Genomic DNA, 26548 nt, shown 5'->3' with positions numbered 1-26548 from the left:
GCCACAAATCATCCTACAGATATTCTTCCATCGGCACACAAGAACAGAACAGATTACGATCCCCATAAACATCATCCAGGCGCTTGACGCTCGGCCAATATTTGTTCTCACGCACCCCTGCAACCGGGAACACCGCCAGTTCACGGCTATAAGCATGTTGCCAGTCGCTGACCAGTTCAGCTTGAATATGCGGGGCATTAACCAAAGGATTATCATCCAGTGGCCATTCACCGCGATGTACCCGATCAATTTCGTGACGAATAGCCAGCATGGCATCAATAAAACGGTCCAGCTCCACTTTACTTTCCGATTCGGTCGGTTCCACCATCAACGTGCCTGCCACCGGGAATGACATGGTAGGGGCATGGAACCCATAATCAATCAGACGCTTGGCAATATCCATCTCACTGATGCCGGTTTCCTCTTTTAACGGGCGAATATCCAAAATACATTCGTGAGCTACGCGGCCATCACGACCGGTATACAACACCGGGTATGCCCCTTTCAAACGGGTGGCAATATAGTTGGCATTGAGGATCGCCACTTGGCTAGCCTGCTTGAGCCCTTCTGCTCCCATCATGCGGATATACATCCAACTGATTGGCAGAATGGAAGCACTGCCAAACGGCGCCGCAGAAACCGCGCTCTGCTGCGTGGTCACGCCATCAATCTGTACCACACTGTGCCCTGGCACAAAGGGGGCCAAGTGTGCCTTCACGCCAATCGGCCCCATACCTGGGCCACCACCGCCATGGGGAATGCTGAAGGTTTTATGCAAGTTAAGATGGGAAACATCGGCACCGATATAGCCCGGCGTGGTGATCCCCACCTGCGCATTCATATTGGCGCCATCCAGATACACCTGGCCGCCGAACTGATGCACTATCTGGCACACTTCACGGATGGTCTCTTCATAAACACCATGGGTGGAGGGATAGGTGACCATAATGCAGGAAAGGGCTTCACCTGCCTGTTCTGCTTTCAACCGCAGATCATGCAAGTCGATATTCCCGTTCTTGTCACAGGCGACCACCACCACACTCATGCCCGCCATCTGGGCTGACGCCGGGTTGGTACCATGGGCTGAACTCGGGATCAAACAGATATTACGGTCGGTTTCATTACGGCTTTCATGATAACGGCGAATAGCCAGCAAGCCCGCATACTCCCCCTGGGCCCCAGAATTAGGCTGCATGCATACCGCATCATAACCGGTTAACTGAACCAACCATTGGGAAAGCTGGCCAATCATCAGTTGATAGCCAGCGGCCTGCTCCGGCGGGCAGAATGGGTGCAGGTCTGAAAACTCTGGCCAAGTGATGGGGATCATCTCTGCGGCAGCGTTCAACTTCATGGTGCAGGAGCCCAGCGGAATCATCGCCTGATTCAGCGCCAAATCTTTGTTTTCCAAGCGATGCATATAACGCATCATCTCGGTTTCGCTGTGATAGCGATTGAATACCGGATGGGTGAGGATCGGATCTTTACGCAACAATGCAGCCGGGATCGACTGGCTCTCTTGGCTGACCTGCGCATCTAACGCATCAATATCCAGGCCGTGATTATCACCTATCAATACTGAAAACAGCGCCTGAATATCTTCACGGCAAGTGGCCTCATCCAACGAGATCCCCAGCGCACCATGAATATCAGTACGCAGATTAATACCAAAGCTCAGCGCACGCGCCAATACCGCTGACTTGTCTTTCACTTCCACGGTCAGGGTATCGAACCAGGTATTGTGACGCAGAGATAAACCCGCTTGTTGCAGCCCTGCTGCCAGAATATCCGTCAGGCGATGAATGCGCAAAGCGATACGCCGCAAGCCCTGCGGCCCATGGTACACCGCATACAAGCTAGCAATGTTGGCCAGCAACACCTGTGAGGTACAGATATTGGAATTGGCCTTTTCACGGCGGATATGTTGCTCGCGGGTTTGCATCGCCATACGTAACGCAGTATTACCTGCTGCATCGCGAGAAACGCCAATGATACGCCCGGGCATTGAACGTTTGAACTCGTCACGGCAAGCAAAGAACGCCGCATGGGGGCCACCATAGCCCATCGGGACACCAAAGCGTTGTGAGGAGCCAAAGACCACATCGGCCCCCTGTTTGCCCGGAGCTACCAGCAATACCAGCGCCATAATGTCTGCCGCCATGCTGGTAATAATCTTGCGTTGTTTTAATTCTGCCAGTAACGCACTGTAGTCATGCAGTTCACCGGTGGTGCCCATCTGTTGCAACAGCACACCAAACACACCTTGCAACTCCAGCACTTTCGCCGGCTTGTCGACAATAACCTCAAAACCAAAGGTTTTCGCACGGGTACGAACCACATCGAGCGTTTGCGGGTGAACGTCATCAGCAACAAAGAAACGGTTAGCCTCTTTCAATTTGCTGGCACGTTTGGCCAATGCCATCGCTTCAGCGGCTGCTGTCGCCTCATCAAGCAAGGAAGCGGAGGCCAGATCCAACCCGGTCAGATCAAGGGTCAAGGTCTGGAAATTCAGCAATGCCTCAAGACGGCCTTGTGACACTTCCGGTTGATACGGGGTATAAGCGGTGTACCAGCCTGGGTTTTCCAGCATATTGCGCTGGATCACCGGTGGCATCAGCACTGCGCTGTAACCCATACCGATATAGGATTTGTAGCACTGATTCAGTGAGGCAATGGCTTTTAGTTCCGCCAACGCCTGATGTTCAGTAGCCGCCTCGCCCACTGGCGGTGGCCCGGGCAGTTGGATGTCCACCGGGACAATCTGTTGGATCAACGCGTTGAGCGAACCTGCCCCCACCGCTGCCAGCATCTGCTGTTGTTGCTCGGCAGAAGAGCCGATATGGCGCTCAATAAACGCTTCGCTGTGTTCAAGTTGGCTGAGTGTCTGAGTCATTGCTACGAATTCCTGGATACTTGCAGGGTATGGGATATCGCCCGAACTGCACAACGCTGACTATCACGTCATAGGTTCTATTACGTCATAGGCAAGCACGTTACCTACTCAGTAGATTACCCGTTGTCATCAGGCGGTAAACGGGCTGCCCAGTGGCTAACATCACTCTCGGCAACCCGTACAATCAAGACGGAAACGATACCCAAGTTCAATGGAGTTGCAGGTAGGCGGCAAACGAGAGAGTCCCGATGAGCTTACATGGGTAAGTGATTCGGGCGAACGAGCGTAGCCAACACCGCTGCAGTTTCATTGGTGACGGGTATCTACCCACGTTCATTCAAGCCGCTGTAGCTCGAATGAACGTGAGTAGCGACTGATTATTCGTCAATGGAAGCCAAATACGCATCAGCATCCAGCAACATGTCTAGCTCAGCCTCATCAGAAGCCTTGATGCGGAACAACCAACCATCAGCATAGGGTTCGCTGTTAACCAGATCAGGTGAACTTTCCAGCTCATTATTGACGGCAATAATTTCACCGCTGATGGGAGCATAGATATCAGACGCGGCCTTGACCGATTCCGCAACAGCGCACTCATCACCCGCGGAAACCGCAGTGCCGATTTCCGGCAGATCAACAAATACCATATCGCCCAGCAGTTCTTGAGCGTGTTCAGTAATCCCCACCAGGTATTCGCCATTACCTTCGTCACGCACCCACTCATGAGATGCGGCATATTTCAGCTCTGTTGGCACATTACTCATTGGCCTACTTCTCCTTTAATAAGAACTAATTGATCAATGATTTACCAGCGCGTACAAAACCCGGTTTCGTTATCACGACGGGCATTTCACGGTTACGAATCTGCACGATAGCCTGTTCGCCAATACCGGCAGGCACACGCGCCAATGCAATACTGAAGCCCAAGGTCGGCGAAAAGGATCCACTGGTGATCACCCCAACCTGCGGCTGCCCCTGCGCATCGGTAAAATGCACCGGTAACTCATTACGTAATACACCTTTTTCGGTCATGATCAAACCGACCAGTTGTTCAGTGCCGTTTTCTCGCTGCTGCTCCAACGCCTCGCGACCAATAAACTGGCGATCCTGTGGTTCCCAGGCAATCGTCCACCCCATATTAGCCGCCAGCGGTGAAACGCCTTCGTCCATTTCCTGACCGTAGAGATTCATGCCCGCTTCCAGGCGCAATGTATCACGAGCCCCCAACCCAGCCGGCTTCACCCCTGCGGCTAGCAATTTCAGCCAGAAATCAACTGCTTGTTCTTTAGGTAGGGCAATTTCATAGCCCGCTTCACCGGTATAACCGGTGGTAGCAATAAATAAATCCCCCACCTGCACACCGAAAAAGGGCTTCATACCCGCCACCGCCTGTTGTTGTTCTGGCGTAAACAGGGTGGCCGCACGTTGTTTAGCCTGGGGGCCCTGTACCGCAATCAGCGCCAGATCATCACGCACCGTCAGCTCAACCTGGTAGGCGGCGGCATGTTGTTCAATCCAGGCCAGATCCTTCTCGCGGGTGGCGGAGTTCACCACCAGGCGGAAGTACTCTTCAGTAAAGAAATAGACAATCAGGTCATCAATCACCCCGCCGGAAGCAGTCAGCATACCGCTATACAAGGCTTTGCCTGATTGGGTGAGTTTGGCGACATCATTCGCTAATAGGTAACGCAGAAACTCGCGGGTACGGGCACCATGAAGATCGACAATGGTCATATGGGAAACGTCAAACATACCAGCATCTTGGCGCACGGTATGGTGTTCATCAATCTGGGAGCCATAATGCAGCGGCATCATCCAGCCATGAAAGTCGACCATGCGCGCACCACAAGCCACATGTTGGTCATACAGGGGGGTTTGCTTTGCCATTTCTTCCTCTTTCCGCTCCAGTAGCCGCAGTCCGGCTGTTGCTACGCAAATAAGATGGGGGCTGATTGTGTGCTGCTTAACACTCACCCGCGCCGAATAGTCAACGACGCAAACGATGCCTTTGCTGTGACGTTATCACCGAACTCGCCGATTAACCATAAGTTAAAATAGACTTATCAGCAGTCAATGGCAGGTACTAGCATGCAGTTTTTTTCACTGGGAAAACACGACTTAATCTACAAAACAAACAATTAAAGCAGCAAAATGGCAAAGTTATATAACAAACTTCGTCAAATCTGGAGAATGAGCGTTTTTACCCGCCAACAGTAACATTAGAAAAAGTAATGATGAAATCGGCTTGAAATTAGAATTTCTCAAATGAAGGGAGAGTATCAGGGCGAGTCGATTCGCCCCTGGGAGTTGAATTAATGACCGGGCTCTGCCAACCACTCCGGCAAATCATTAAGCCCCATCGCCTGACGAATCAGCTTGGGTTTCACACCGGGCAGGCTATCTGCCAATCTTAAACCTACATCACGCAGCAATTTCTTCGCTGGATTGTTGCCCGCAAACAATTCACGAAAACCCTGCATACTGGCCAGCATCATCGCGGCACCGTGCTTACGGCGGCGCTCATAACGGCGCAGATAGAGATGCTGACCGATATCTTTACCTTGACGATGCAGACGCTTAAGTTCAGAGATCAGTTCTGCCGCATCCATAAAGCCCAAATTCACCCCCTGACCCGCCAGAGGATGTACGGTATGAGCCGCATCCCCCATCAACGCCAGACGATGACTGGCAAAGCTACGGGCATAACGCCCAGTAAGAGGGAAGGTCAAGCGTTCACTCTGTAACTGACAATGGCCTAAGCGCATATCAAAAGCCATCGCCAATTCACGGTTAAAGGCTTGCGGTTCTAACTGCTTCAGCCGCTCTGCCTCTTCCGGTGCCACTGACCAGACAATCGAACTTAAATGCGCATCGTTAAATGGCAAGAATGCCAGAATACCGTCACCATGAAATACCTGACGCGCGGTAGCCAAATGGGGCTGTTCGGTAGCGATGGTGGCGACCAACGCACTGTGGCGATAATCCCAAAAGGTCAATGGAATATCAGCATGTTGACGCAGCCAGGAATGGGCACCATCTGCCCCGACCAGCAAACGAGCACTCAACATGCGGCCATCTTCCAGGGTGACAAAAGCCTCGTTCTCGCCCCAAGCCACCTGCTTCAATACCGCCGGTGCCAGCAGCGTTACATCCGCCAAGGTTTGAGCCCGGTTCCACAACGCCTGCTGGATCACATCATTTTCAATAATATGCCCTAAATGGTTGAAGCCATATTCATCGCCGCGGAAAGCGATCTTGCCGAAACTGTCACGTTCCCAGACTTCCATGGCGTTATAGGCACTGGCGCGCCGGTTGATGATCTCGTCCCAGGCACCAAGCCGTTGCAACAAGCGTTCACTGGCAGCATTGATGGCAGAAACCCGTAGCGCCGGACGTTCTGACAACGGTGCGTGTTGTAGTGAGTGTTGTGGTGATTGCTGTTCCAGCACCGCCACGCGCAAACCGCTGCCCTGCAAACCACAGGCCAGCGCCAAACCCACCATACCGCCACCAACAATAATCACATCAAATGATTGCATGCTGCCTCAATTCCTTCATCTAACTTAAGCCCTTGCCCGTAACACAGAAAAGGGGAAATTTAACGCGCCACCCAGCCCAACGTGCGTTTGGCAAAAGCATGGCGTGCTGCAGGTAACTGTTCCATCACCATCAACCCCAGATTACGCCCAGCAACCAGCGGCGCATAGTTGTTGGCAAATAACCGTACTAATCCATCAGTAACACCAATAGTGGCCTGCTGATCACCCTGCCGCCGTTGCTGATAACGGCTTAATAATGGGTAAGCCCCAACGTCCTCTCCGGTTTGCGCCGCTTCTGCCAAGGTTTCTGCCAACGACATCACGTCACGTAGCCCCAGATTAAACCCTTGCCCAGCAATAGGATGTAACGTCTGGGCAGCATTACCCACCAATGCCAAACGGTGGCTCACGTGCTGGTTAGCCTTCAGCAGGCGAAGAGGATAGCTATGGCGCTTACCCGCCTGCAACATCTTGCCCAAGCGCCAACCAAACGCTTGTTGTAATTCACTGAGAAACTGTTCCTCGCTCCAGCTATCCACCTGCTGGCGGTTTTCCCGTGCGTGGCACCAAACCAAAGAACAGCGCCCGTGAGACATGGGCAATAACGCCAGCGGGCCATGACGGGTAAAGCGTTCAAACGCTCGACCTTGTGGATGCTCGGAAGTGGTGATATTGGCAATCGTGGCGAACTGCGGGTAATCCTGTTGTTGCCATTGAATATGACAGGCTTGGGCCAATGGGGAAGCCGAACCATCCGCCGCCACCAGCAGTTGCCCTTTCAGGTGTTGCCCATTATCTAACTCAACCTCTGCGTACTCAGCAGTACGCCGCACATCAACCACTTTAGCCGGGCAATGCACCGTAACACCGGGCGCTTTGGCCAGTAACGCAAACAGCCGCTGCCCGGCATCAAACAGTTCGATAACCTGCCCGAGGGCGTCCAGTTGGTAGTCCCGAGCATTCAGATTAACAAAACCGGCATGTCCACGGTCACTCACATGCACATGGGTGATGGCGGTGGCACAATCACTTAACGCCTGCCAAAGACCAATCCGCGCCAATTGTTGGCAAGTTCCCTGCGCCAGAGCGATAGCCCGGGCATCAAACCCAGGGTGGCCACCCTCATCCGGCTGATTTGCCTCAACCAGAGAGACCGCCAGTTTACCCTGCGTCAGGGAGGAAATCGCCAGTGCCAACGTGGCACCTGCCATGCCACCACCCACAATGATGACACTCATATCAACGCGCCGCCGCCATCAAGGCTTCAATCGCATCAACCTCTTTCACCACGCTGGCGGTGAGGTTCTCATTACCCGTTTTGGTGATCAGAATGTCATCTTCAATACGAATACCGATACCGCGATATTGCGCTGGTACATCCGCATCAGGCGCGATATACAAACCGGGTTCAATCGTTAGCACCATGCCAGGTTCCAGCACACGATCACGGTTCGGTGAGCCATAATGCCCTACATCATGCACATCCAGCCCTAACCAGTGGCTCAGGCCATGCATAAAGAATGGGCGGTGTGCCTGCTCAGTAATCAGTTGTTCAATGTCACCCTGGAGTATCCCCAGATCAACCAGCCCAACTATCATGATACGTACCACCTCATCAGTCACTTCGCGGATGCTGATGCCTGGTTTAAACAGCGCCAGTGCCTTATTAATCGAGGCCAGTACGATGTCATAAAGCTCACGCTGAGGTTGGCTGAATTTACCATTTACCGGAAAAGTGCGGGTGATATCGCCGGCATAACCACGGTACTCACAACCTGCATCAATCAACACCAAATCACCATCACGCATTTCACTCTCATTTTCGGTGTAATGCAGAATGCAAGCGTTGTCACCGCTACCGACGATGGTGTTATAAGAAGGGGAACGTGCGCCATGGCGGATAAACTCATGCAGGATCTCCCCTTCCAACTGATATTCGAACAGACCAGGGCGGCATTTTTGCATGGCACGCGTATGGGCCAGGGCACTAATTTCACCGGCACGGCGCATCACCGCTAACTCTTCCGCTGATTTGAACAGGCGCATTTCATGCAACCATGGGCGATAGTCCGTTAAGGTGTCCGGTGCCGTCAGATTCTGGCGGAAACCTTTTCTCAGTTTCTCCAACGCCGCAAACAGAATCTCATCAGCAAAAGCATATTGCCCCGGGGCGTGGTACACCACGTCCAGACCATTAAGCAGCAGATGCAGTTGCTCGTTGATCTCGCTGAACGCCAATGCGCGATCAATCCCCAATCGGGCTGGGGCGGCGTCTTGCCCCAAGCGGCGACCAAACCAGATCTCTGCGGTCAAATCACGTACCCGGTTAAACAGCACACTGTGATTATGGGTTTCATCACTTTTCACCAGGATCAGGACCGCTTCAGGTTCGTTAAAACCGGTCAAATACCAGAAATCACTGTTTTGGCGATACGGATACTCAGAATCTGCATTACGCGCCACTTCCGGAGCGGCAAAAATCACTGCCGCACTGGCTGGAGCCATTTTCGCCAACAATGCCTGACGGCGGTTATGGAATTCTTGTTGGGTCATCATCTTCTCCTGAAATCGGTTAATCCTGTTCCTGTCTTAGATCAGGCTGAGTATTCTCTACACGAACACTCTCGCAGGTGTTTAATGCAAAGTTGGCTTGTGATTTTCCGCCGCATTCGGCTGCTGGCGAGTAAATTCAGTATGGCAAAGTAACGCGACAACTCGCACATACTCCATCACTTCTTCCAGTGACTGTTCCAACGCTTCTTGATCTTCATCTTCGTCATAACCCAGTTGGGCAATATTACGCAGATCGTCTATCGCTTCACCCACTTCATCTTTCACTTGTGCCAACTTCGGCTGCATCATGCCCAGCCCCAGCAAAAAGTGGTTTACCCAGCCCGCCAGTGCATCAGCACGTTCAAATACGCTGACGGTTTCCCCCTCAGGCATCATCAATTGGAACATGAACTCATCATCTTCCAGCGCTTCTTTGGTGGCGTCATGCAGTTGTTGCAATGGCTGGCTCAGCACCTGCGGGAAAGCCTCCCCATCGTTGGTCAGATCAAACACCAGCGTCCGCCAACTGGCATCCTGGTTGCCACCGCACAGCAGGCCGCTGATCAAGCCGTGCATTTCTGCAGCGGTTAAGGCCACCGCTTGCTGGTTGAGCACGACGGTCAAAGATTGATAACTTGGAACTGTATTCTGTATAGACATGCGTATTGGTCATCGTTGGCAAGATAAGTTCGTGTTATGCTACCACCAAGCCCCATTGGTACACCAGTTGAGCGCAACATCTCAGTTCAGTCAGTGGCTATCATCTGTGACTGAAAAAGTGTTGTATCTTGGTACCGTGGTATATATAGTGGCGCCCGTTTTGATAGCGCGGCAATCGTTGGCCAGTGTTTGCGCGAAAAAGTGTTGGCGCGAAATTTAGGCAGGAAGGTGGCATGTCTGCACAACCGGTAGATATACAAATTTTTGGCCGCTCGTTAAGAGTCAATTGTCCGCCAGAACAACAAGATGCGTTGAATATGGCCGCAGAGGATCTTAATCAACGGTTGCAAGATCTGAAAGTTCGCACTAGAGTCACAAATACAGAACAACTTGTATTTATCGCAGCATTGAATGTTTGTCACGAACTTACACAAGAACGCTTGAAAACTCGTGATTATGCGAACAATATGGAACAAAGAATTCGTATGCTGCAACAGACCATTGAACAGGCACTGCTTGAGCAAGGTCGCATCACTGAACATCAGGGTGCGCAGTTCGAATAAATAGCGTTGAATAAATATCATTGTGGAAGTTGAAGGCTTCGGCAATGAGTTAACAGATTTCTCTGAGATGTTTGCCAGCGGGCCAGTCCCCTGAGCCGATATTTAGTACCAATAGAATGTATTGCTCTGTGATCGGTGTGCATACTCGGTTCGTCCGAGGAGCCTGAAGGTTGCGACGGTGCGTTCACCTTGAACCATGGGTTCAAGGGTTACAGCCTGCGGCGGCATCTCGGAGATCCTTCACCTTCATCATATTTTTTGCCGGTCTGGTACTATGGCACTCCAAGCACAATCTACTCAGCAACCGCAAGTTGCCCAGCAACGGCAAGCCATTCGTCATGAAATCCGCCAACGGCGGCGCACGTTATCCCCCCAACAGCAACAAAGTGATGCCAATCAACTGGTGACTCGAGTCACCGAACATCCGCGTATTCAAGCCGCGCAACATCTTGCTCTGTATCTCTCGTTTGATGGGGAGTTGGATACTGGCCCGCTGATTAAGCAGTTATGGCAACTGGGCAAGCAGGTTTATCTGCCGGTATTGCATCCATTCAGCCCTGGCAATCTGCTGTTCCTGCATTACACCGAGCAAACCGTGCTGGTTGAAAATCGCTTCCATATTTTGGAACCGGCGCTGGATGTACGTAATGTGTTGCCATTATCACAGTTAGCCGTGGTTTTAACGCCACTGGTGGCCTTTGACTCACAAGGGGGGCGTTTGGGGATGGGGGGCGGATTTTACGATCGGACCCTGCAGCATTGGCAACGTGGTGGCCCTTACCCTATCGGGCTGGCACATAATTGCCAGCAGGTTAGCGCCTTACCCGTGGAATCATGGGATATTGCGCTACCGGAGATTATTACCCCCACCAAGTGCTGGGCATGGCACCAAGAATAACAAAAAGCCGGATCACTCCGGCCTTCTTATTTACGCTGATAACCTGTTACAACTAATCTTTCGTTATAACTGATTCCAACTACAACAACAGACGGGCGCGAATCGTGCCTTCAATCGCTTTCATCCGCTGCAAGGCCACCGCCGCATCCTCAGTGGTGGCTTCGATATCGATCACCACATAACCGATCTCTGCGCTGGTTTGTAGATACTGAGCGGCAATGTTTACCCCTTCTTCAGCGAAGATCTGGTTAATCTGCGTCAGGATCCCTGGGCGATTTTCATGGATATGCAGTAAACGGCTGGAGCTTGGTGCATGGGAAGGTAGCGAAACCTCTGGGAAGTTGACCGCTGACAAGGTAGAACCGTTATCAGAGTACTTCGCCAGCTTGCCCGCCACTTCATCACCGATATTCTCTTGCGCTTCCTGGGTTGAACCACCGATATGTGGCGTCAACAGCACATTGTCAAATTGGCACAATGGTGATTCAAAAGGATCGCTATTGGTGGCTGGCTCCTCCGGGAACACGTCAATCGCCGCGCCCGCCAGATGATTGCTAGACAAAGCCTGACATAGCGCCGGAATATCTACCACCGTCCCTCGTGAGGCATTAATCAGAATCGCCCCTGGCTTCATCAATGCCAACTCTTGTTCACCGATCATATTCTTGGTGGACGGTGTTTCTGGCACATGCAGTGTCACCACATCGCTCATATTTAACAAATCGGACAGGTGACGGACTTGATGAGCATTACCTAATGGCAGCTTGTTTTCGATGTCGTAAAAGAACACGTGCATCCCCAGCCCTTCGGCCAGTATGCCGAGCTGAGTGCCGATATGACCATAACCGATGATACCCAGTTTCTTGCCACGTGCTTCATAGGAGCCGACAGCCAGTTTTTGCCACTGACCACGGTGGGCCTTGGCGTTGGCGCTGGGGATACCACGCAGCATCAGCAACAGTTCCCCCAGTACCATTTCTGCCACGGATCGCGTATTGGAGAACGGTGCGTTAAATACCGGAATGCCACGCTTGGTGGCCGCTTTCAAATCAACCTGATTGGTACCAATACAGAAACAACCCACAGCCACCAGTTTTTCTGCGGCAGCAAACACCTCTTCCGACAACTCAGTGCGCGAACGAAGACCGATAAAGTGCGCATCACGGATCGATGCCTTAAGCGATTCAGTGTCTAACGCACCTTTGTGGTATTCAATATTGGTATATCCAGCGGCACGCAGGTTATCTACGGTGCTTTGATGAACCCCTTCAACCAACAAGAACTTAATCTTGTCTTTCTCCAATGATACTTTTGCCATTTACCCGACCCTATGTTCAGACCTCAGAAGTGGCTGTTGTGGAACACTATCCATCGCCATTCAGACTGGCTGTCTCCAGCTTGAAACCAACAGCACGCCTACCAACATAACAAAAATTACACGTCGGGCAAGACCAAACGATTGCCTGCTGCCCTACACAAGGTACAGTCATCGCTTTCGTTTCTGGTGGAAAATGCCATCAGGAAGTCATTAGACAGAAGCCCGGCAATGCTTCTTATTAGAATGTGATATATATCACCAAAAAAACTGAATTTAAGAAAATATCATTTAATAGCAAAATGATGCAGCCTGAATGGCTGACAGGTATCAGCAGGCGCAGTAAATCAACTGCGCCGCCGAGAGTCTCTTACTTGACGACCTTCACACCATCCGCGGTTCCCACCAACGCAATATCTGCGCCACGGTTGGCAAACAGCCCCACGGTCACTACACCGGCGATGCCATTGATCTTGTTTTCCAAGGCAACCGCATCAAGAATATTCAAATTGTATACATCAAGGATCACGTTGCCATTATCGGTCACCACGTGCTGACGATATTCTGGCAGCCCCCCCAGCTTGACCAATTCACGCGCTACATAAGAACGCGCCATGGGGATCACTTCCACAGGTAACGGGAATTTCCCCAGAACATCCACCTGTTTGCTGGCATCGACAATGCAGATAAATTGGCGAGCCATGGCAGCAATGACCTTCTCACGGGTCAGCGCGGCGCCCCCACCTTTGATCATTTGCATATGACGGTTGATCTCATCCGCACCATCAACATAGATATCCAACGAATCCACTTCGTTACTATCATAAACAGTGATCCCCAGGCTCTTGAGTTTGGCTGTGGAATCATCTGAACTGGATACCGCCCCTTCGATTTGATGTTTGATGGTTCCAAGAGCATCAATAAAGTGCGCTGCGGTAGAACCCGTGCCGACACCCACAATAGTGCCTGGTTTCACGTACTCCAATGCAGCCCAACCTACCGCTTTTTTGAGTTCATCCTGAGTCATAATCTGTTCATTGCCTATGTACGAAAACGAATACGTATTATAAGGTAAATCTTCATCTACATCTTAGGCTAAAAGAGACTTATTTAAGCTACCGCACATTTGTCGATGCATAAGTTGGTTCTGGTTGCCAACAACAAGCGTATTGATCGTTTTCACTCAATTTATTTTAAGGGATATTTCTCCGATGAAACGCCCAGACTATAGGACATTACAAGCGCTGGACGCGGTGATCCGTGAACGCGGCTTTGAGCGTGCGGCACAAAAACTGTGTATCACCCAATCGGCAGTATCCCAACGCATCAAACAGTTGGAAAACCTGTTCGGTCAACCTTTGTTGGTGCGTACTGTGCCGCCTCGCCCTACTGAGCAGGGCCAGAAGTTACTGGCTTTGCTACACCAGGTGGAATTGCTGGAAGAAGAGTGGCTGGGTAATGATAACGGTATTGATACACCGTTACTGCTGTCGTTGGCAGTTAACGCCGACAGCCTGGCAACCTGGTTGTTACCGGCATTAAAACCGGTGCTGGCTGATTCCCCTATCCGCCTCAACCTGCAGGTTGAAGATGAAACTCGAACCCAGGAGCGCCTGCGGCGCGGAGAGGTGGTTGGTGCGGTCAGTATCCAGCCACAACCGCTGCCAAGCTGCCTGGTGGACAGACTGGGTGCCCTTGACTACCTGTTTGTCGCATCAAAACCGTTTGCCGAGCGCTACTTTCCTCAAGGTGTTACCCGCACTGCGCTATTAAAAGCCCCTGCGGTGGCCTTCGACCATCTCGACGATATGCATCAGGCATTTCTCCAGCAAAATTTTGACCTTTCACCGGGTAGTGTTCCTTGCCATATTGTTAACTCGTCAGAGGCCTTTGTGCAGTTGGCACGGCAAGGCACCACTTGCTGTATGATCCCGCATCTGCAAATAGAGCGAGAGCTGGCAGATGGGGAATTAATCGATCTGACACCCGGCCTGTTCCAACGCCGGATGCTGTTCTGGCACCGGTTTGCGCCAGAGAGCCGTATGATGCGTAAGGTCACCGATGCCATCCTGTCCCACGGGCATAAGGTGTTAAGGCAAGACTAAGCCGTATCGCTATACTCGTTGTCATGCTAACCAGGGTTGCCTGCCGTTCGATTGACGACGGGTGTCGATAGCTTTAATGCCAAGCCAGTTGCAGAGCAATCCCCCACATCACCACCCCCACCAACAGGTTGATAACACGCTGTGCCATTTGAGTCTGCAACCAGGGGGCCAACCACGCAGCTAGCAGGGCTAAAGCAAAGAACCAGAGAATGGAAGCGCTGGCCGCCCCCAAGGCAAACCATAAACGCATCTCCTCCATCAGTTGCCCCCCCAAACTACCGAGGACCACAAAGGTATCGAGGTAAACATGGGGGTTCAACCAGGTGACTGCCAGCATCGTGACCAGAATACGCCAGCGGCTCTGTTGCATCTCTAGCGCGGCGACCTGTTCAAGGTGCTGGCTGAAAGCCGCACGGAAGGCCCCCCAGCCATACCACAACAGGAAAGCCACCCCACCCCAGGTCACCACGGTTAACAGCATTGGCGAGCGGCTTAGCAACGCGCTACCACCGAAAATACCCGCACAGATTAAGGCAATGTCACTCAATGCACATAACGAGGCAATCATCAGATGATACTGGCGGCGGATCCCCTGATTCATCACAAAAACATTTTGTGGACCCAGCGGCAAGATCATCGCGGCACTCAGCATAAGTCCCTGCAAATAAGTGGTTAACATAGATTCCTAATGGAGATAAAAAATAGCGTCTGTGTGGTTCAATACGCTCATCATACGAAGAGAAAATCATTAGGAGAAATAGATAATTCTAATCAGCCATCAATATTGCTAATACTCGCTCTTTGACCAAGTAACGCAGCAAACGAATCAATCCCCAGCCTTGCTCATCAGTGACGGGAGCGAATAAACGCCCCCCTAATGACGCTCAGTATCAACAACAGCATTTCTAGCTATTGTTCACCTGCTTGGCTCACCTGCTGTAACTGCCCCCCATTTAAGGCATGGTTACACCAATATGGTGAGCGTCTAGCTGACGTTTAAAGTTTTCTATCAAATCATGGTAGACATCCCAATACTCAGCGCTACTGGTCCAACTACGGGTAACAAAATTGAGTGCCGCTGGGGCTATTTCATTCAAGCGCACGGTGACGCCTTTATCATGCATAATACGTTTATCGGCAGCGATCACCTCCCCCAGCACTTGTTTCACTAGGTCGATATTAGCGTGATAAGCCACACTCACCATAATATCCACGCGGCGCTCTTGCTCGCGGGAAAAGTTGATAATATTGCCAGCAATGATTTTACCGTTCGGTATCACAATCATTTTATTGTCGCCAGTACGCAACGTGGTGGAAAAAATATGTACCTCATCTACCGTACCAGCGACCCCACCAAGATCAACAAACTCACCTGCGCGCATTGGGCGGAAAGCCACCAGCAACACACCTGCGGCAAAGTTGGAAAGGGAGCCTTGCAATGCCAAACCCACAGCCAGACCCGCGGCGCCTAACACCGCAATCACCGAGGTCGTCTGCACCCCCACCCGCCCCAACACCGCAATCAGGGTAAATGCCAAAATAGCATAACGCGCCATCGTCGCCAGAAAACCCGCCACGGTATCATCAATACCACGCAGTTTCATCACACGCCTCAAGGCATTACTGACGATACGCGCAACCAGCCAACCAATAATAAGAATAATGATTGCCGCGACAATATTCACCACATATTGCAGTAGTAAATCCTGATGGGTCACGACCCAGTTACTGGCCTTATTAATATCTTCTATTACATTAAAATCTTTCATTTTGAGGTCCCACTGCAAAGCCCCTGAGGGGAAAAATGCACAAAATAGACTAATGAAGTAACAACAGTATGAAAACGACCGCCTAAGGGTAACCAACCTTTTGCTACAATGCCAATCTGTACTGGGAAAACTCTCTGGCAGGTTGGGTATATCCCCGTCACCAATCAAACTGTAGCGGTGTTGGCTGCGGTTATTCGCCTCATCCCTAAGGCCGCTGCAAGCAACGTTAAAATCCTTTATAAATCAATTCCCTGTAATTTACCCTTCGGGTTGCCGCAAAGTGGTATTCAAATCGATTCCTGACCGATTTGTCCAGGCGGATTTGTCCCTCACCCGAATCACTTACCCTAGTAAACTCATCGGGATTAATGAACCTCATCCATGAGCTTCGCCCTGCGGGCCAGCGCAAGTGCTGTTCAAAACGCACAGCGGTTTGTCCTGCAACTTGATTGAACTTGGGTATATATCAATTAATGTCGGGGCGGGATTACTGAATTAAAAATGGAATTACTGAATTAAAAAATAGAAAGGCTCCCAATGGGAGCCTTTCGTTATCAATGCCTATGGCCTAGATATTACAGCACGTCGATAGCATTCAACTCTTTGAACGCCAATTCCAGACGGGTAATCATCGTGGTCTGGCCTGCACGCACCCATACACGCGGATCATAGTATTTCTTGTTTGGCTTGTCGGCACCTTCTGGGTTACCCAGTTGGCCTTGCAAATAAGCTTCGTTCTTTTTGTAGTAATTCAGTACACCTTCCCAAGTTGCCCACTGGGTATCGGTATCGATGTTCATTTTCACTACACCGTAGCTGACGGCTTCTTTGATTTCAGCCGCAGTAGAACCTGAACCACCATGGAACACAAAGTTCAAGGTATTGTGCGGCAGGTTATGTTTCTTGGAAACATACTCTTGGGAATCACGCAGAATAGTCGGGGTCAGTTTTACGTTACCTGGCTTGTAAACACCGTGTACGTTGCCAAAAGAGGCTGCAATGGTGAAACGTGGGCTGATAGCGTTCAGTTTCTCGTAAGCGTAATCAACATCTTTAGGTTGAGTGTACAGGGCAGAAGCATCCATATGGCTGTTATCCACACCATCTTCTTCACCACCGGTGCAACCCAGTTCGATTTCAAGCGTCATACCGATCTTCGCCATACGCGCCAGGTACTTGCTGCAAATTTCGATGTTTTCTTCCAGTGACTCTTCAGACAGGTCAATCATATGGGAAGAGAACAGAGGTTTACCGGTCGCGGCAAAGTGCTTCTCACCGGCATCCAGCAATGCATCCAACCATGGCAGCAATTTCTTGGCACAGTGGTCAGTGTGCAGGATCACTGGCACACCATAATGCTCCGCCATCTGATGCACATGATGAGCGCCAGAAATTGCACCCAGAATAGCAGCACCTTGCGGAACATCGGTTTTAACGCCTTTACCAGCGATAAACGCAGCACCACCGTTAGAGAACTGAACAATCACTGGAGCGCGCACTTTGGCGGCTGTTTCCAGCACGGCATTGATGGAGTCAGTCCCCACACAGTTTACTGCAGGCAGTGCAAAATGGTGCTCTTTGGCAATAGCAAAGACTTTCTGAACGTCATCACCTGAGATGACACCCGGTTTTACGAAATCAAAAATTTTAGACATGTGGTTTCGCCCTATTTCGTTGGCCGTGTACCCGTCACGCTCTCAAGTGACAACATGAAAGCGGGCAAGTAGCGATGGATGAAATTCCCCGCATCGCAACTGTCATCGCAACTGTGGGGAATAAAACAAGCGGGAGGCCAATCTCCCCCCGCTAATGCCTGAATTACTTCTTGGCGCGCTCTTCCAGCATGACTACTGCTGGCAGTTGTTTGCCTTCCACAAACTCGAGGAAAGCACCGCCACCGGTAGAAATATAGGAGATTTTGTCAGCAATACCGAACAAATCGATCGCAGCAAGTGTGTCGCCACCACCAGCAATAGAGAAAGCGTCGCTATCGGCGATAGCCTGCGCAACAATTTCGGTCCCTTTACGGAAGTTAGGGAACTCGAATACGCCCACCGGGCCATTCCACAGAATGGTTTTGGCATCTTTCAAGATCGTGGCCAGACGCTGTGCAGACACATCCCCCAAATCCAGAATTTGCTCGTCGTCTTTGATATCACTAGCTGACTTCAGGGTCGCGGTAGCGGTTTCAGAAAACTCAGTGGCTACGCGCACATCGGTAGGAACAGGAATATCACAGGTCTCCAGCAGCTTTTTCGCTTCAGGGATCAAATCAGCTTCATACAGGGATTTACCCACATTGTGCCCTTGAGCGGCCACAAAGGTGTTGGCAATACCACCACCGACGATCAGTTGATCAGCGATTCTGGACAGGGAATCCAGCACCGTCAGTTTGGTAGACACTTTAGAACCACCGACAATCGCCACCATTGGGCGTGCTGGGTTGCCCAGTGCTTTGCCTAGCGCTTCCAGTTCTGCCGACAACAGCGGGCCAGCACAAGCAATAGGAGCAAACTTACCCACGCCATGGGTAGACGCCTGCGCACGGTGTGCAGTACCAAAGGCGTCCATCACATACACGTCGCACAGCGCTGCATATTTCTTGGACAGGGCTTCATCGTCTTTCTTCTCGCCTTTATTGAAGCGGACGTTTTCCAGAACCACCAGTTCCCCAGGAGCCACTTCCACACCATCCAGATAATCCTTCGCCAGACGTACTGGTGATGTCATATGCTCTTTCAGGTAGTTGACCACTGGCAGCAGAGAGTACTCTTCATTGTACTCACCTTCGGTAGGACGCCCCAGGTGGGAAGTGACCATCACGCGCGCGCCTTGCTTGAGTGCTGCTTCGATAGTCGGCAGGGAGGCACGGATACGTGCATCGGACGTCACTTTACCGTCTTTCACTGGTACGTTGAGATCAGAACGGATCAAAACACGTTTACCGGCCAGATCCAGATCGGTCATCTTAATTACAGACATGGTGAACCCTCTTGGTTGATTCTCTTCAAAGTTGCCTGAGTGGTGCACCAACACAACGCTGGTGCCACCTTAGACTTGTTAAAACAAGCCCTTACTAGAAACCGCTTGCGGCCATTGCCAGTGTGGTATCCAACATCCGGTTGGCAAAGCCCCATTCATTATCACACCAGACCAGGGTTTTGATCAGGTGCTGCCCACTAACCCGAGTTTGCGTACCATCAACGATGGCACTGTGCGGATCATGGTTAAAATCGATGGAAACCAGTGGTACTTCTGTGTAGTCAACTATACCACGAAATGAACCCTGTGCCGCCTTTTGAAACAGCTGGTTGACCTCGCTCACCTGTACCGGAGAACTAACGCTGACACTGAGATCAATGGCGGTCACATTAATCGTGGGTACCCGCACCGAAATCGCTTCAAAACGATCGCAAAACTGCGGAAAAATACGCGTAATACCAGCAGCCAACTTGGTATCCACCGGAATAATCGATTGGCTCGCCGCACGGGTACGCCGTAAATCCGAGTGATAGGCATCTATCACCGGTTGATCGTTCATTGAGGAGTGGATGGTGGTGACAGTCCCGGATTCAATGTGGTAAGCATCATCCAGCAGTTTAATCACCGGAATAATGCAATTGGTGGTACAGGAGGCATTGGACACAATCCGGTGCTCTTTACGTAGTGTCTGGTGGTTAACCCCAAACACAATAGTGGCATCCAGATCATTGCTGCCCGGGTGAGCAAACAGTACCTTCTTGGCCCCTGCCTGCAAATGAGCTTCACCATCCGCCTTGCTGCCGTATACCCCGGTGCAATCGAGCACCACATCAACCCCCAGTTCCCGCCAGGGCAACTGTTGCAATGCCGGTTGATGCAGTAGGCGAATGTTATCATCCCCGACGCTCAGCACATCAAGCTCCTGGCGTACATCCCAGGCAAAACGGCCGTGGCTGGAGTCATACTTCAGCAGGTGCGCCATCCCCTCAGCCTGAGCCAATTCATTGATGGCGACGACAGAAATGTCAGCGCGTCGTCCTGATTCATACAGCGCGCGCAAAACGCTGCGTCCAATACGCCCAAAACCGTTGATTGCTATGCGGATGGTCATGCTACTCCTTGGGAACGCGTCTTTACGCCAGTGATCGTCATTTATACTCGCCATTCTGCAAATTGCAGACAACCCCAGCAACCTGAATGATGACGACTATAGCGTACTTTAGCGCGCCGCTTACTGTGAACCACTCTATTCGTTATTCCTCAAACTTGTGCGGTCTATCGCAACCCTTCACACTGACCTGACGTTTCCACTCGCAACCCTACCAACTGAAACGCTTCAGCTGAGGATAAACCAAAGCTTTACCAAAAGGAACAGGTGCAATAAGCCACCTGACAAGTTCGGCTGATTTTACCCAAATAAAATGATCTAGCGCACATTTTCACACCCGGTTTGACATAGACTCTAAGCCTGTGTTTATTCAGATACCTACCACCTGAATAACCACGGTTCGATGATTTTTCTACTAACAACCCAGAACTGGATATGACTGAGTAATAGGACTAGGAGCCCAAATGAGTGAAGTTAAAGTCGTTGCCCTGATTACTGCCACCCCTGAACACCGTACCGCCGTAGAGCAAGCGCTGCGTGCTATGGTGGCACCAAGCCGTGCTGAAGCGGGTTGCCTGCAGTATGACTTACATCAGGAAGTGGACCACCCCAACGCTTATGTATTTATTGAACGCTGGGCCTCAGCACAAGCCCTGCAGGAACATACCGAAACCAACCACTTCCGTGCTTTTCTGGCTGAACTGGAAGGGAAACTGGTTAGTCTGGAAGTGAAAAAAGTGACGCCGTTGTAAGAAGCGGGTCGTCATTCAAATCGCCGGGAGAATTGCCCTACTCCCACAAAGAATCAGGGGCGAAATATTCGCCCCTGATAGCACAACTCAAAACCGGATTACTTCAACAACGCTTTCGCCTTGGCGACCACGTTATCCACGGTGAAACCGAACTCTTTAAACAGTTGGTCTGCCGGAGCTGACTCACCGAAGCTGGTCATACCCACAATGGCACCGTTCAGGCCAACATACTTGTACCAGTAATCGGCAATGCCCGCTTCCACCGCCACACGGGCAGTTACGGCGGCAGGCAGTACAGACTCACGGTAAGCAGCATCTTGCTTATCGAAGGCATCGGTAGATGGCAGAGAGACGACCCGTACTTTATGCCCTTCGGCACTCAGTTTGTCTGCTGCTTCCACGGTGATGCCCACTTCAGAACCGGTAGCAATCAGGATCACGTCCGGAGTACCAGCACACTGTTTCAGCACATAACCACCACGGTAAACATTAGCCAACTGCTCAGCACTACGTGGCTGCTGGGTCAGGTTCTGGCGCGAGAATACCAGCGTGGTTGGGCCGTCATTGCGCTCGATACCATATTGCCAGGCGATAGCGGATTCCACCTGATCACAAGGGCGCCAGGTGCTCATGTTTGGCGTGGTGCGCAGGCTAGCCAGTTGCTCAACCGGCTGGTGGGTTGGGCCATCTTCACCCAGGCCGATGGAGTCATGGGTGTAGACAAACAGGTTGCGCAGCTTCATTAATGCCGCCATACGCACCGCGTTACGGGCATATTCCACAAACATCAGGAACGTTGCTGAATACGGCAGGAAACCACCGTGCAGCGCAATACCGTTAGTGATGGCGGTCATACCGAATTCACGCACACCGTAGTGGATGTAGTTACCCGCCAGATCATCACTCAGTGATTTAGAGCCAGACCACATGGTCAGGTTGCTAGGTGCCAGGTCAGCAGAGCCACCGAGGAATTCTGGCAGGATTTTGCCAAAGGCTTCCAATGAGTTCTGTGAGGCTTTGCGGCTGGCAATATTGGCCGGGTTAGCCTGCAACTGCTCAACAAACTTCTGCGCTTCGACTTTCCAGTTAGCAGGCAACTCACCATTCACACGGCGTTGGAACTCCGCTGCCAATTCTGGGAAGGCTTGGCGGTAGGCTGACAGCTTTTGATCCCAGGCATTCTCTCTGGCTTTACCAGCTTCTTTGGCATCCCACTGCGCGTAAATCTCTTGCGGGATTTCAAACGCCGGATATTTCCAACCCAGTGCTTCACGGGTAGCAGCCACTTCCGCCGCACCCAATGGAGCGCCGTGCGAATCGTGGGTACCCGCCTTACTTGGCGAACCGAAGCCGATCACGGTTTTACACATCAGCAGTGAAGGCTTGTCAGTCACTTTACGTGCTTCTTCAATTGCCGCTTTGATAGATTCGCTGTTATGGCCATCTACGCCGCGCACCACGTGCCAGCCGTAGGCTTCAAAGCGCTTGGCAGTATCATCGGTAAACCAACCCTCTACGTGGCCATCAATGGAGATGCCGTTATCGTCGTAGAACGCGGTGAGTTTACCCAATTTCATGGTGCCCGCCAGGGAACAGGCTTCGTGTGAGATGCCTTCCATCATGCAGCCGTCACCCATAAAGACATAGGTGTGATGGTTGACAATGTCATGCCCTGGGCGGTTGAACTGCGCCGCCAGCGTGCGTTCAGCAATGGCAAAGCCCACGGCATTAGCGATCCCCTGCCCCAAAGGCCCGGTGGTAGTTTCTACCCCTGGGGTATAGCCGTACTCTGGGTGGCCGGGAGTTTTGGAGTGCAGTTGGCGGAAGTTTTCCAGTTCGCTCATCGGCAAATCATAACCGGTGAGGTGCAACAGGCTGTAAATCAGCATGGAGCCATGACCATTGGATAGGACAAAACGGTCACGATCAGCCCAATGTGGGTTAGTCGGGTTGTGGTTGAGGTAATCACGCCACAGAACTTCAGCGATATCTGCCATCCCCATCGGGGCACCCGGATGGCCGGAATTGGCTTTTTGGACAGCGTCCATACTGAGTGCGCGGATAGCGTTGGCAAGTTCTTTACGAGAGGACATGTTTTACTCCAAGTCGGATTTAAAAAGCAGTCAGTTTTTCTATTTTCTCAGACTCTGCATCAAAACGGCAATCTCTAATGGTAAATGCGAGTGAGATCACAACTTATCGGCACATTAGTACCGTGTTTCGCTGTAAGCCGTGTTTCGCTGTAACACTATACCTATTGTTGCTCAAATTGCAGCACTCTTGGCGGGGAACTCACCTTGATTATTTGACTGGCACCCGAACAAAGGGATATAACGCGCAGGGTACTTACAATTGATAGGGTATCTCCGCTCCCCTGGCCTCATCTAGGTTACGTAAAGTTGCAGATCAGCGCCACAGGCATGGATAGCCCCTTTTACCATCACAGGAAGATAGTTTCATGAAGATACGTATTTCTTTAATTGCATTGAGTATTACTGCGCTATTAAGCGGTTGCCAAAACCTGAATACCAATACCTTGATGCAATCCGGCGCTCAAGCCTTCCAGGCCGCGACACTGAGCGACAACGACGTGATAGCACTGAGTGATAAATCTTGTGCCGAGATGGACAGTAAAGCACAAATTGCCCCGGCAAACAGCGACTATGCCAAGCGCTTGAACAAAATCGCCGCTGCATTAGGGGATAACATCAACGGCACGCCAGCTAACTATAAAGTTTACATGACCAACGACGTGAATGCCTGGGCCATGGCCAATGGCTGTATCCGCGTTTACAGCGGTCTGATGGATATGATGACCGACAACGAAGTGGAAGGCGTACTGGGGCATGAAATGGGCCACGTCGCGCTGGGTCATACTCGCAAGAAGCTACAGGTCGCTTACGGAACTGTCGCCCTGCGCACTGCGGCCTCTTCAGCAGGCGGAGTAGTGGGTTCCCTCTCCCAGTCACAGTTGGCTGACTTGGGCGAAAAACTGGTTAATGCACAGTTTTCACAAAAACAGGAAAGCGAAGCGGATGATTACTCATTTGATTTGCTGAAAAAACGCGGAATTGACCCGAATGGTCTTGTCACCAGTTTCGAAAAACTGGCCAAAATGGAGGGCGGGCGCAAGAGCAGTATGTTTGATGACCACCCGGCTTCCGAAGCCCGCGCACAACATATTCGTGACCGTATCGCCGCCGGTAAATAACTGTTTTATAGCTAAAAAATTCAAGTTGCCCGATAAAATGCCGAGCATTTATAATCGGCAACTTGAATGAACTTGGGTATATCTCACTGTTATTCTTGAATTTAGACTGATCGATGCAGCAACTGACCTTTTTACTCAGTAAGTGACCACTGTTGCGCAGCATGCAATATGCGTAAAACCTCTACGGTTGTACCATTAACCTGATAGATCAGAACGTAATTGGGCCGAACGACCACTTCTCTGGTGCCATTAATACGACCCACTTTATACATATCAGGCCGCTCACGGGCTCGCTCTGCGGCTTTCTCAAACGCATCATCCAGTAACGCTGCAGCCTGGGGATTACCTCGGGCGATATAATCCATTATCTTTTCCCTGTCTACCAAGGAGATGGGTTTCCATTCCAACCCCAACCGCATTAAGGCACCTTACGTAAAGCGGCTTTACGGGCGGCGAACTGATGCTTAGCTTCTTCATGTGACACTGCTGGCCGAGGATCATCCATTGATGCCTGCACCTGCTCTCTGAACCAAGCATCATAAGCAGCCGCTTCATGTGCCCGCTTTAACGCAATTGAACGGTCTGGGCGAGCATGCCTCGGCAGGCGCTCTGGGGTGAAGTTAGATGCATCAACATCAAACCGTACAATACCGATATCTTTCAAATAGTTCACAAGTGTCTCCAATCGCTTAAATAGCCGTACCTGCCGACTACGCTGTGCGGCTAATGACCGCTCCAACAAACCATATCTGACGACCAATACCCATCCACCCTGGGTGCCAACAACATGAGCCGCAGAGACGGCTCCCGCCTCAACCAAGTGATGCAGGGTAGAATGATCGATAGTTTCCGTTACCATAAAATCGCTCTCTGGTGATATAGCGCTGCAATTAATAATATTAATTATTGCAATTTACTATAGATTGCGAATTAAACAATAAAAAATAGCATATCGTCACCAGATGCTTTAAATGGGGTTATGCCATAGCTAAACCGTACCTACTACTGCCTCTTTCCGGTATTGCGAGGCAGGTAGCATGGCGTACCGTTCTGTTACAAGCTAAGCAGATAGACTGCGACGTGAATCCATAGAAATCAGTACTACGGAAGATAAAATCAGGAAAGTACCGACCCAATCGTGGAAGGTAAAAACCACCCCCAAGAGCAATAATGACAGCAGTGCACTGCTAAGTGGTTCAGCACAACTGAGCACACTGGCTTTCGAACCGCCAATGACCTGAGCACCTTTAAGATAGAGGCTAAAGGTCAAAGCAGTGCCAAACAGCACAAGGTAGAGATAGGCTAATGATAAGCGGAGATTGACCACAAAATCGGGGGTTTTCCCGGCATAAAATGGCACCATCATCAGCCCCCCCAGTAACATACTCCAGCCAACAATCGGCAATGTGCCATAGCGGCTAATCAACTTTGGTGGATAAGTCACATAAAATGCAGCTGCAAAAGCTGACGCAATACCCCAGAACAGGGCGGCATGTGAGACAGAAAGTGAAGTGGGATCACCATGAGTGACCAGCAAGAACATCCCTGCCAGTGAGGTGATAATTGCAACAAGCAGCACGCCACCGGGGCGTTTCTTGCGTACTAGTGCAAACCAGGTGACGATGATCGAAGGGGACAAAAATTGCAGTATCGTTGCGGTGGCAGCATTAGAGTGTTCAATCGCCAAAAGAAAGGTTAACTGCACTATCATAGCGCCGAACAGAGAAAACACTAGCAATCTCATGATATCTTTGCGGTTTTTCAGTATCGCAAACACCTTATCACCATGCACCAGGGCGATCACCAGTAAAATCGGCCCAGCCAGCAGCAAACGCGTCATGGTCAAAAACGGCGAAGGGACCTGCCCTTGCTCAATAATATATTGCGCACACACCCCTGAGCTCCCCCACAATATGGCAGCAGCTAAGACGCTCAGTATCCCTTTTTTGGTGGAGCCCATTTTTGATCCAGCAGATAATTAATAGAGGGAGTTCAATATGCCGAGAATATCACAAAAATTATAGGGAATAATGCACTTACCCGCAGAGAAAACGCCCCAGCCGCTCTCAGCGCGTCACTGATAGATAAGGGCCCACAGGGCCCCATGACGAGGATGCTGCAAGAGCCGGGTTCAAGCCTGAAGCCGGCAAACTTGCCACTTCCGCCACTATAGAGGGCTAGGTTCTTAGAGTTGGATTAA

Annotated in this window: 23 protein-coding genes and 1 other RNA gene; 6 read left to right on the top strand and 18 right to left on the bottom strand. The window is 51.1% G+C overall.

Annotation, left to right across the window (positions count from 1 at the left end):
- Positions 1–13: 13 nt before the first annotated feature.
- The 7 genes from gcvP to ACX9GV_RS03110 all read right to left on the bottom strand — a co-directional run bounded on the left by gcvP (position 14) and on the right by ACX9GV_RS03110 (position 9645).
- A complete protein-coding gene (gcvP, locus tag ACX9GV_RS03140) occupies positions 14–2893 on the bottom strand; it encodes an aminomethyl-transferring glycine dehydrogenase (protein ID WP_473197013.1) in 2880 nt (959 codons plus the stop codon).
- Positions 2894–3270: 377 nt separating this feature from the next.
- The gene (gene gcvH / locus ACX9GV_RS03135; protein WP_023489735.1) at positions 3271–3657 is read right to left on the bottom strand and encodes a glycine cleavage system protein GcvH; all 387 of its coding nucleotides are present in this window, start codon (positions 3655–3657) and stop codon (positions 3271–3273) included.
- A gap of 25 nt (positions 3658–3682) precedes the next feature.
- The gene (gene gcvT, locus ACX9GV_RS03130) at positions 3683–4780 is read right to left on the bottom strand and encodes a glycine cleavage system aminomethyltransferase GcvT (RefSeq protein ID WP_473197012.1); all 1098 of its coding nucleotides are present in this window, start codon (positions 4778–4780) and stop codon (positions 3683–3685) included.
- Between the two features lie 425 nt (positions 4781–5205).
- Positions 5206–6432, bottom strand: coding sequence for an FAD-dependent 2-octaprenylphenol hydroxylase (gene ubiI / locus ACX9GV_RS03125; protein WP_473197011.1), 1227 nt, complete (start codon positions 6430–6432; stop codon positions 5206–5208).
- A gap of 59 nt (positions 6433–6491) precedes the next feature.
- Positions 6492–7670: a 2-octaprenyl-6-methoxyphenyl hydroxylase gene (gene ubiH, locus ACX9GV_RS03120; protein WP_473197010.1), complete on the bottom strand. Its 1179-nt coding sequence runs from the start codon at positions 7668–7670 to the stop codon at positions 6492–6494.
- A gap of 1 nt (position 7671) precedes the next feature.
- The gene (gene pepP / locus ACX9GV_RS03115; protein ID WP_473197968.1) at positions 7672–8985 is read right to left on the bottom strand and encodes a Xaa-Pro aminopeptidase; all 1314 of its coding nucleotides are present in this window, start codon (positions 8983–8985) and stop codon (positions 7672–7674) included.
- Positions 8986–9066: 81 nt separating this feature from the next.
- Positions 9067–9645 (bottom strand): YecA/YgfB family protein, encoded by a 579-nt coding sequence (locus tag ACX9GV_RS03110; RefSeq protein WP_473197009.1) that lies wholly within the window; start codon positions 9643–9645, stop codon positions 9067–9069.
- A 233-nt stretch (positions 9646–9878) separates the two neighbouring features.
- Here ACX9GV_RS03110 and zapA point away from each other — a divergent pair, with 233 nt between their 5' ends.
- The 3 genes from zapA to ACX9GV_RS03095 all read left to right on the top strand — a co-directional run bounded on the left by zapA (position 9879) and on the right by ACX9GV_RS03095 (position 11106).
- A complete protein-coding gene (gene zapA, locus ACX9GV_RS03105; RefSeq protein ID WP_023489741.1) occupies positions 9879–10208 on the top strand; it encodes a cell division protein ZapA in 330 nt (109 codons plus the stop codon).
- A 56-nt stretch (positions 10209–10264) separates the two neighbouring features.
- A non-coding RNA gene (gene ssrS, locus ACX9GV_RS03100) (6S RNA) lies at positions 10265–10448 on the top strand.
- A gap of 34 nt (positions 10449–10482) precedes the next feature.
- Positions 10483–11106: a 5-formyltetrahydrofolate cyclo-ligase gene (locus tag ACX9GV_RS03095; protein WP_473197008.1), complete on the top strand. Its 624-nt coding sequence runs from the start codon at positions 10483–10485 to the stop codon at positions 11104–11106.
- Between the two features lie 79 nt (positions 11107–11185).
- Here the strand turns inward: ACX9GV_RS03095 and serA are convergent, their stop codons facing one another.
- Together serA and rpiA are read right to left on the bottom strand one after the other, a co-directional pair.
- Positions 11186–12424: a phosphoglycerate dehydrogenase gene (serA, locus tag ACX9GV_RS03090; RefSeq protein WP_023489743.1), complete on the bottom strand. Its 1239-nt coding sequence runs from the start codon at positions 12422–12424 to the stop codon at positions 11186–11188.
- 367 nt (positions 12425–12791) lie between these two features.
- On the bottom strand, positions 12792–13448 hold the full coding sequence (gene rpiA, locus ACX9GV_RS03085) for a ribose-5-phosphate isomerase RpiA (RefSeq protein ID WP_023489744.1): 657 nt from the start codon (positions 13446–13448) through the stop codon (positions 12792–12794).
- Between the two features lie 184 nt (positions 13449–13632).
- Here rpiA and ACX9GV_RS03080 point away from each other — a divergent pair, with 184 nt between their 5' ends.
- Complete coding sequence (locus tag ACX9GV_RS03080) at positions 13633–14526, top strand: LysR family transcriptional regulator ArgP (RefSeq protein WP_023489745.1); 894 nt, start codon at positions 13633–13635, stop codon at positions 14524–14526.
- 73 nt (positions 14527–14599) lie between these two features.
- Here ACX9GV_RS03080 and argO read toward each other — a convergent pair whose 3' ends face one another.
- From argO to epd, 5 genes are all read right to left on the bottom strand, one after another.
- Positions 14600–15205, bottom strand: a complete 606-nt coding sequence (gene argO, locus ACX9GV_RS03075; RefSeq protein ID WP_473197007.1) for an arginine exporter ArgO — start codon at positions 15203–15205, stop codon at positions 14600–14602.
- A gap of 274 nt (positions 15206–15479) precedes the next feature.
- Positions 15480–16295, bottom strand: coding sequence for a small-conductance mechanosensitive channel MscS (gene mscS, locus ACX9GV_RS03070; protein ID WP_023489747.1), 816 nt, complete (start codon positions 16293–16295; stop codon positions 15480–15482).
- 575 nt (positions 16296–16870) lie between these two features.
- Complete coding sequence (fbaA, locus tag ACX9GV_RS03065; RefSeq protein ID WP_023489748.1) at positions 16871–17950, bottom strand: class II fructose-bisphosphate aldolase; 1080 nt, start codon at positions 17948–17950, stop codon at positions 16871–16873.
- A 163-nt stretch (positions 17951–18113) separates the two neighbouring features.
- A complete protein-coding gene (gene pgk / locus ACX9GV_RS03060; RefSeq protein WP_473197006.1) occupies positions 18114–19277 on the bottom strand; it encodes a phosphoglycerate kinase in 1164 nt (387 codons plus the stop codon).
- A gap of 94 nt (positions 19278–19371) precedes the next feature.
- The gene (epd, locus tag ACX9GV_RS03055; RefSeq protein ID WP_023489750.1) at positions 19372–20388 is read right to left on the bottom strand and encodes an erythrose-4-phosphate dehydrogenase; all 1017 of its coding nucleotides are present in this window, start codon (positions 20386–20388) and stop codon (positions 19372–19374) included.
- A 461-nt stretch (positions 20389–20849) separates the two neighbouring features.
- Here epd and ACX9GV_RS03050 point away from each other — a divergent pair, with 461 nt between their 5' ends.
- Positions 20850–21137: a putative quinol monooxygenase gene (locus tag ACX9GV_RS03050; protein WP_473197005.1), complete on the top strand. Its 288-nt coding sequence runs from the start codon at positions 20850–20852 to the stop codon at positions 21135–21137.
- A 98-nt stretch (positions 21138–21235) separates the two neighbouring features.
- Here the strand turns inward: ACX9GV_RS03050 and tkt are convergent, their stop codons facing one another.
- Positions 21236–23230: a transketolase gene (gene tkt / locus ACX9GV_RS03045; protein WP_473197004.1), complete on the bottom strand. Its 1995-nt coding sequence runs from the start codon at positions 23228–23230 to the stop codon at positions 21236–21238.
- 365 nt (positions 23231–23595) lie between these two features.
- Here tkt and loiP point away from each other — a divergent pair, with 365 nt between their 5' ends.
- Positions 23596–24348, top strand: a complete 753-nt coding sequence (gene loiP / locus ACX9GV_RS03040; protein WP_023489753.1) for a metalloprotease LoiP — start codon at positions 23596–23598, stop codon at positions 24346–24348.
- Positions 24349–24479: 131 nt separating this feature from the next.
- On the opposite strand, the gene ACX9GV_RS03035 is transcribed toward loiP, so the two are convergent.
- From ACX9GV_RS03035 to ACX9GV_RS03025, 3 genes are all read right to left on the bottom strand, one after another.
- Positions 24480–24767 carry a type II toxin-antitoxin system RelE/ParE family toxin gene (locus ACX9GV_RS03035; RefSeq protein WP_473197003.1) on the bottom strand — a complete coding sequence of 96 codons (288 nt, stop codon included), beginning with the start codon at positions 24765–24767 and terminating at the stop codon, positions 24480–24482.
- Entirely contained in the window at positions 24767–25207 is a 441-nt protein-coding gene (locus ACX9GV_RS03030) for an antitoxin PaaA2 family protein (protein WP_473197002.1), read from the bottom strand. The genes ACX9GV_RS03035 and ACX9GV_RS03030 overlap by 1 nt, the downstream gene beginning before the upstream one ends.
- A 201-nt stretch (positions 25208–25408) precedes the next feature.
- The gene (locus ACX9GV_RS03025; RefSeq protein WP_473197001.1) at positions 25409–26308 is read right to left on the bottom strand and encodes an EamA family transporter; all 900 of its coding nucleotides are present in this window, start codon (positions 26306–26308) and stop codon (positions 25409–25411) included.
- Between the last annotated feature and the right edge of the window lie 240 nt (positions 26309–26548).

The organism is Serratia sp. 25CWL12 (assembly GCF_055790885.1).
Note: the sequence above shows the minus strand (reverse complement) of the source record. Positions and strands in the feature narration are given on the sequence as shown.

Coding starts and splice junctions, on each gene's coding strand:
- gcvP (WP_473197013.1), bottom strand. CDS start 2,893: ATGACTCAGACACTCAGCCAACTTGAACACAGCGAAGCGTTTATTGAG.
- gcvH (WP_023489735.1), bottom strand. CDS start 3,657: ATGAGTAATGTGCCAACAGAGCTGAAATATGCCGCATCTCATGAGTGG.
- gcvT (WP_473197012.1), bottom strand. CDS start 4,780: ATGGCAAAGCAAACCCCCCTGTATGACCAACATGTGGCTTGTGGTGCG.
- ubiI (WP_473197011.1), bottom strand. CDS start 6,432: ATGCAATCATTTGATGTGATTATTGTTGGTGGCGGTATGGTGGGTTTG.
- ubiH (WP_473197010.1), bottom strand. CDS start 7,670: ATGAGTGTCATCATTGTGGGTGGTGGCATGGCAGGTGCCACGTTGGCA.
- pepP (WP_473197968.1), bottom strand. CDS start 8,985: ATGACCCAACAAGAATTCCATAACCGCCGTCAGGCATTGTTGGCGAAA.
- ACX9GV_RS03110 (WP_473197009.1), bottom strand. CDS start 9,645: ATGTCTATACAGAATACAGTTCCAAGTTATCAATCTTTGACCGTCGTG.
- zapA (WP_023489741.1), top strand. CDS start 9,879: ATGTCTGCACAACCGGTAGATATACAAATTTTTGGCCGCTCGTTAAGA.
- ACX9GV_RS03095 (WP_473197008.1), top strand. CDS start 10,483: ATGGCACTCCAAGCACAATCTACTCAGCAACCGCAAGTTGCCCAGCAA.
- serA (WP_023489743.1), bottom strand. CDS start 12,424: ATGGCAAAAGTATCATTGGAGAAAGACAAGATTAAGTTCTTGTTGGTT.
- rpiA (WP_023489744.1), bottom strand. CDS start 13,448: ATGACTCAGGATGAACTCAAAAAAGCGGTAGGTTGGGCTGCATTGGAG.
- ACX9GV_RS03080 (WP_023489745.1), top strand. CDS start 13,633: ATGAAACGCCCAGACTATAGGACATTACAAGCGCTGGACGCGGTGATC.
- argO (WP_473197007.1), bottom strand. CDS start 15,205: ATGTTAACCACTTATTTGCAGGGACTTATGCTGAGTGCCGCGATGATC.
- mscS (WP_023489747.1), bottom strand. CDS start 16,295: ATGAAAGATTTTAATGTAATAGAAGATATTAATAAGGCCAGTAACTGG.
- fbaA (WP_023489748.1), bottom strand. CDS start 17,950: ATGTCTAAAATTTTTGATTTCGTAAAACCGGGTGTCATCTCAGGTGAT.
- pgk (WP_473197006.1), bottom strand. CDS start 19,277: ATGTCTGTAATTAAGATGACCGATCTGGATCTGGCCGGTAAACGTGTT.
- epd (WP_023489750.1), bottom strand. CDS start 20,388: ATGACCATCCGCATAGCAATCAACGGTTTTGGGCGTATTGGACGCAGC.
- ACX9GV_RS03050 (WP_473197005.1), top strand. CDS start 20,850: ATGAGTGAAGTTAAAGTCGTTGCCCTGATTACTGCCACCCCTGAACAC.
- tkt (WP_473197004.1), bottom strand. CDS start 23,230: ATGTCCTCTCGTAAAGAACTTGCCAACGCTATCCGCGCACTCAGTATG.
- loiP (WP_023489753.1), top strand. CDS start 23,596: ATGAAGATACGTATTTCTTTAATTGCATTGAGTATTACTGCGCTATTA.
- ACX9GV_RS03035 (WP_473197003.1), bottom strand. CDS start 24,767: ATGCGGTTGGGGTTGGAATGGAAACCCATCTCCTTGGTAGACAGGGAA.
- ACX9GV_RS03030 (WP_473197002.1), bottom strand. CDS start 25,207: ATGGTAACGGAAACTATCGATCATTCTACCCTGCATCACTTGGTTGAG.
- ACX9GV_RS03025 (WP_473197001.1), bottom strand. CDS start 26,308: ATGGGCTCCACCAAAAAAGGGATACTGAGCGTCTTAGCTGCTGCCATA.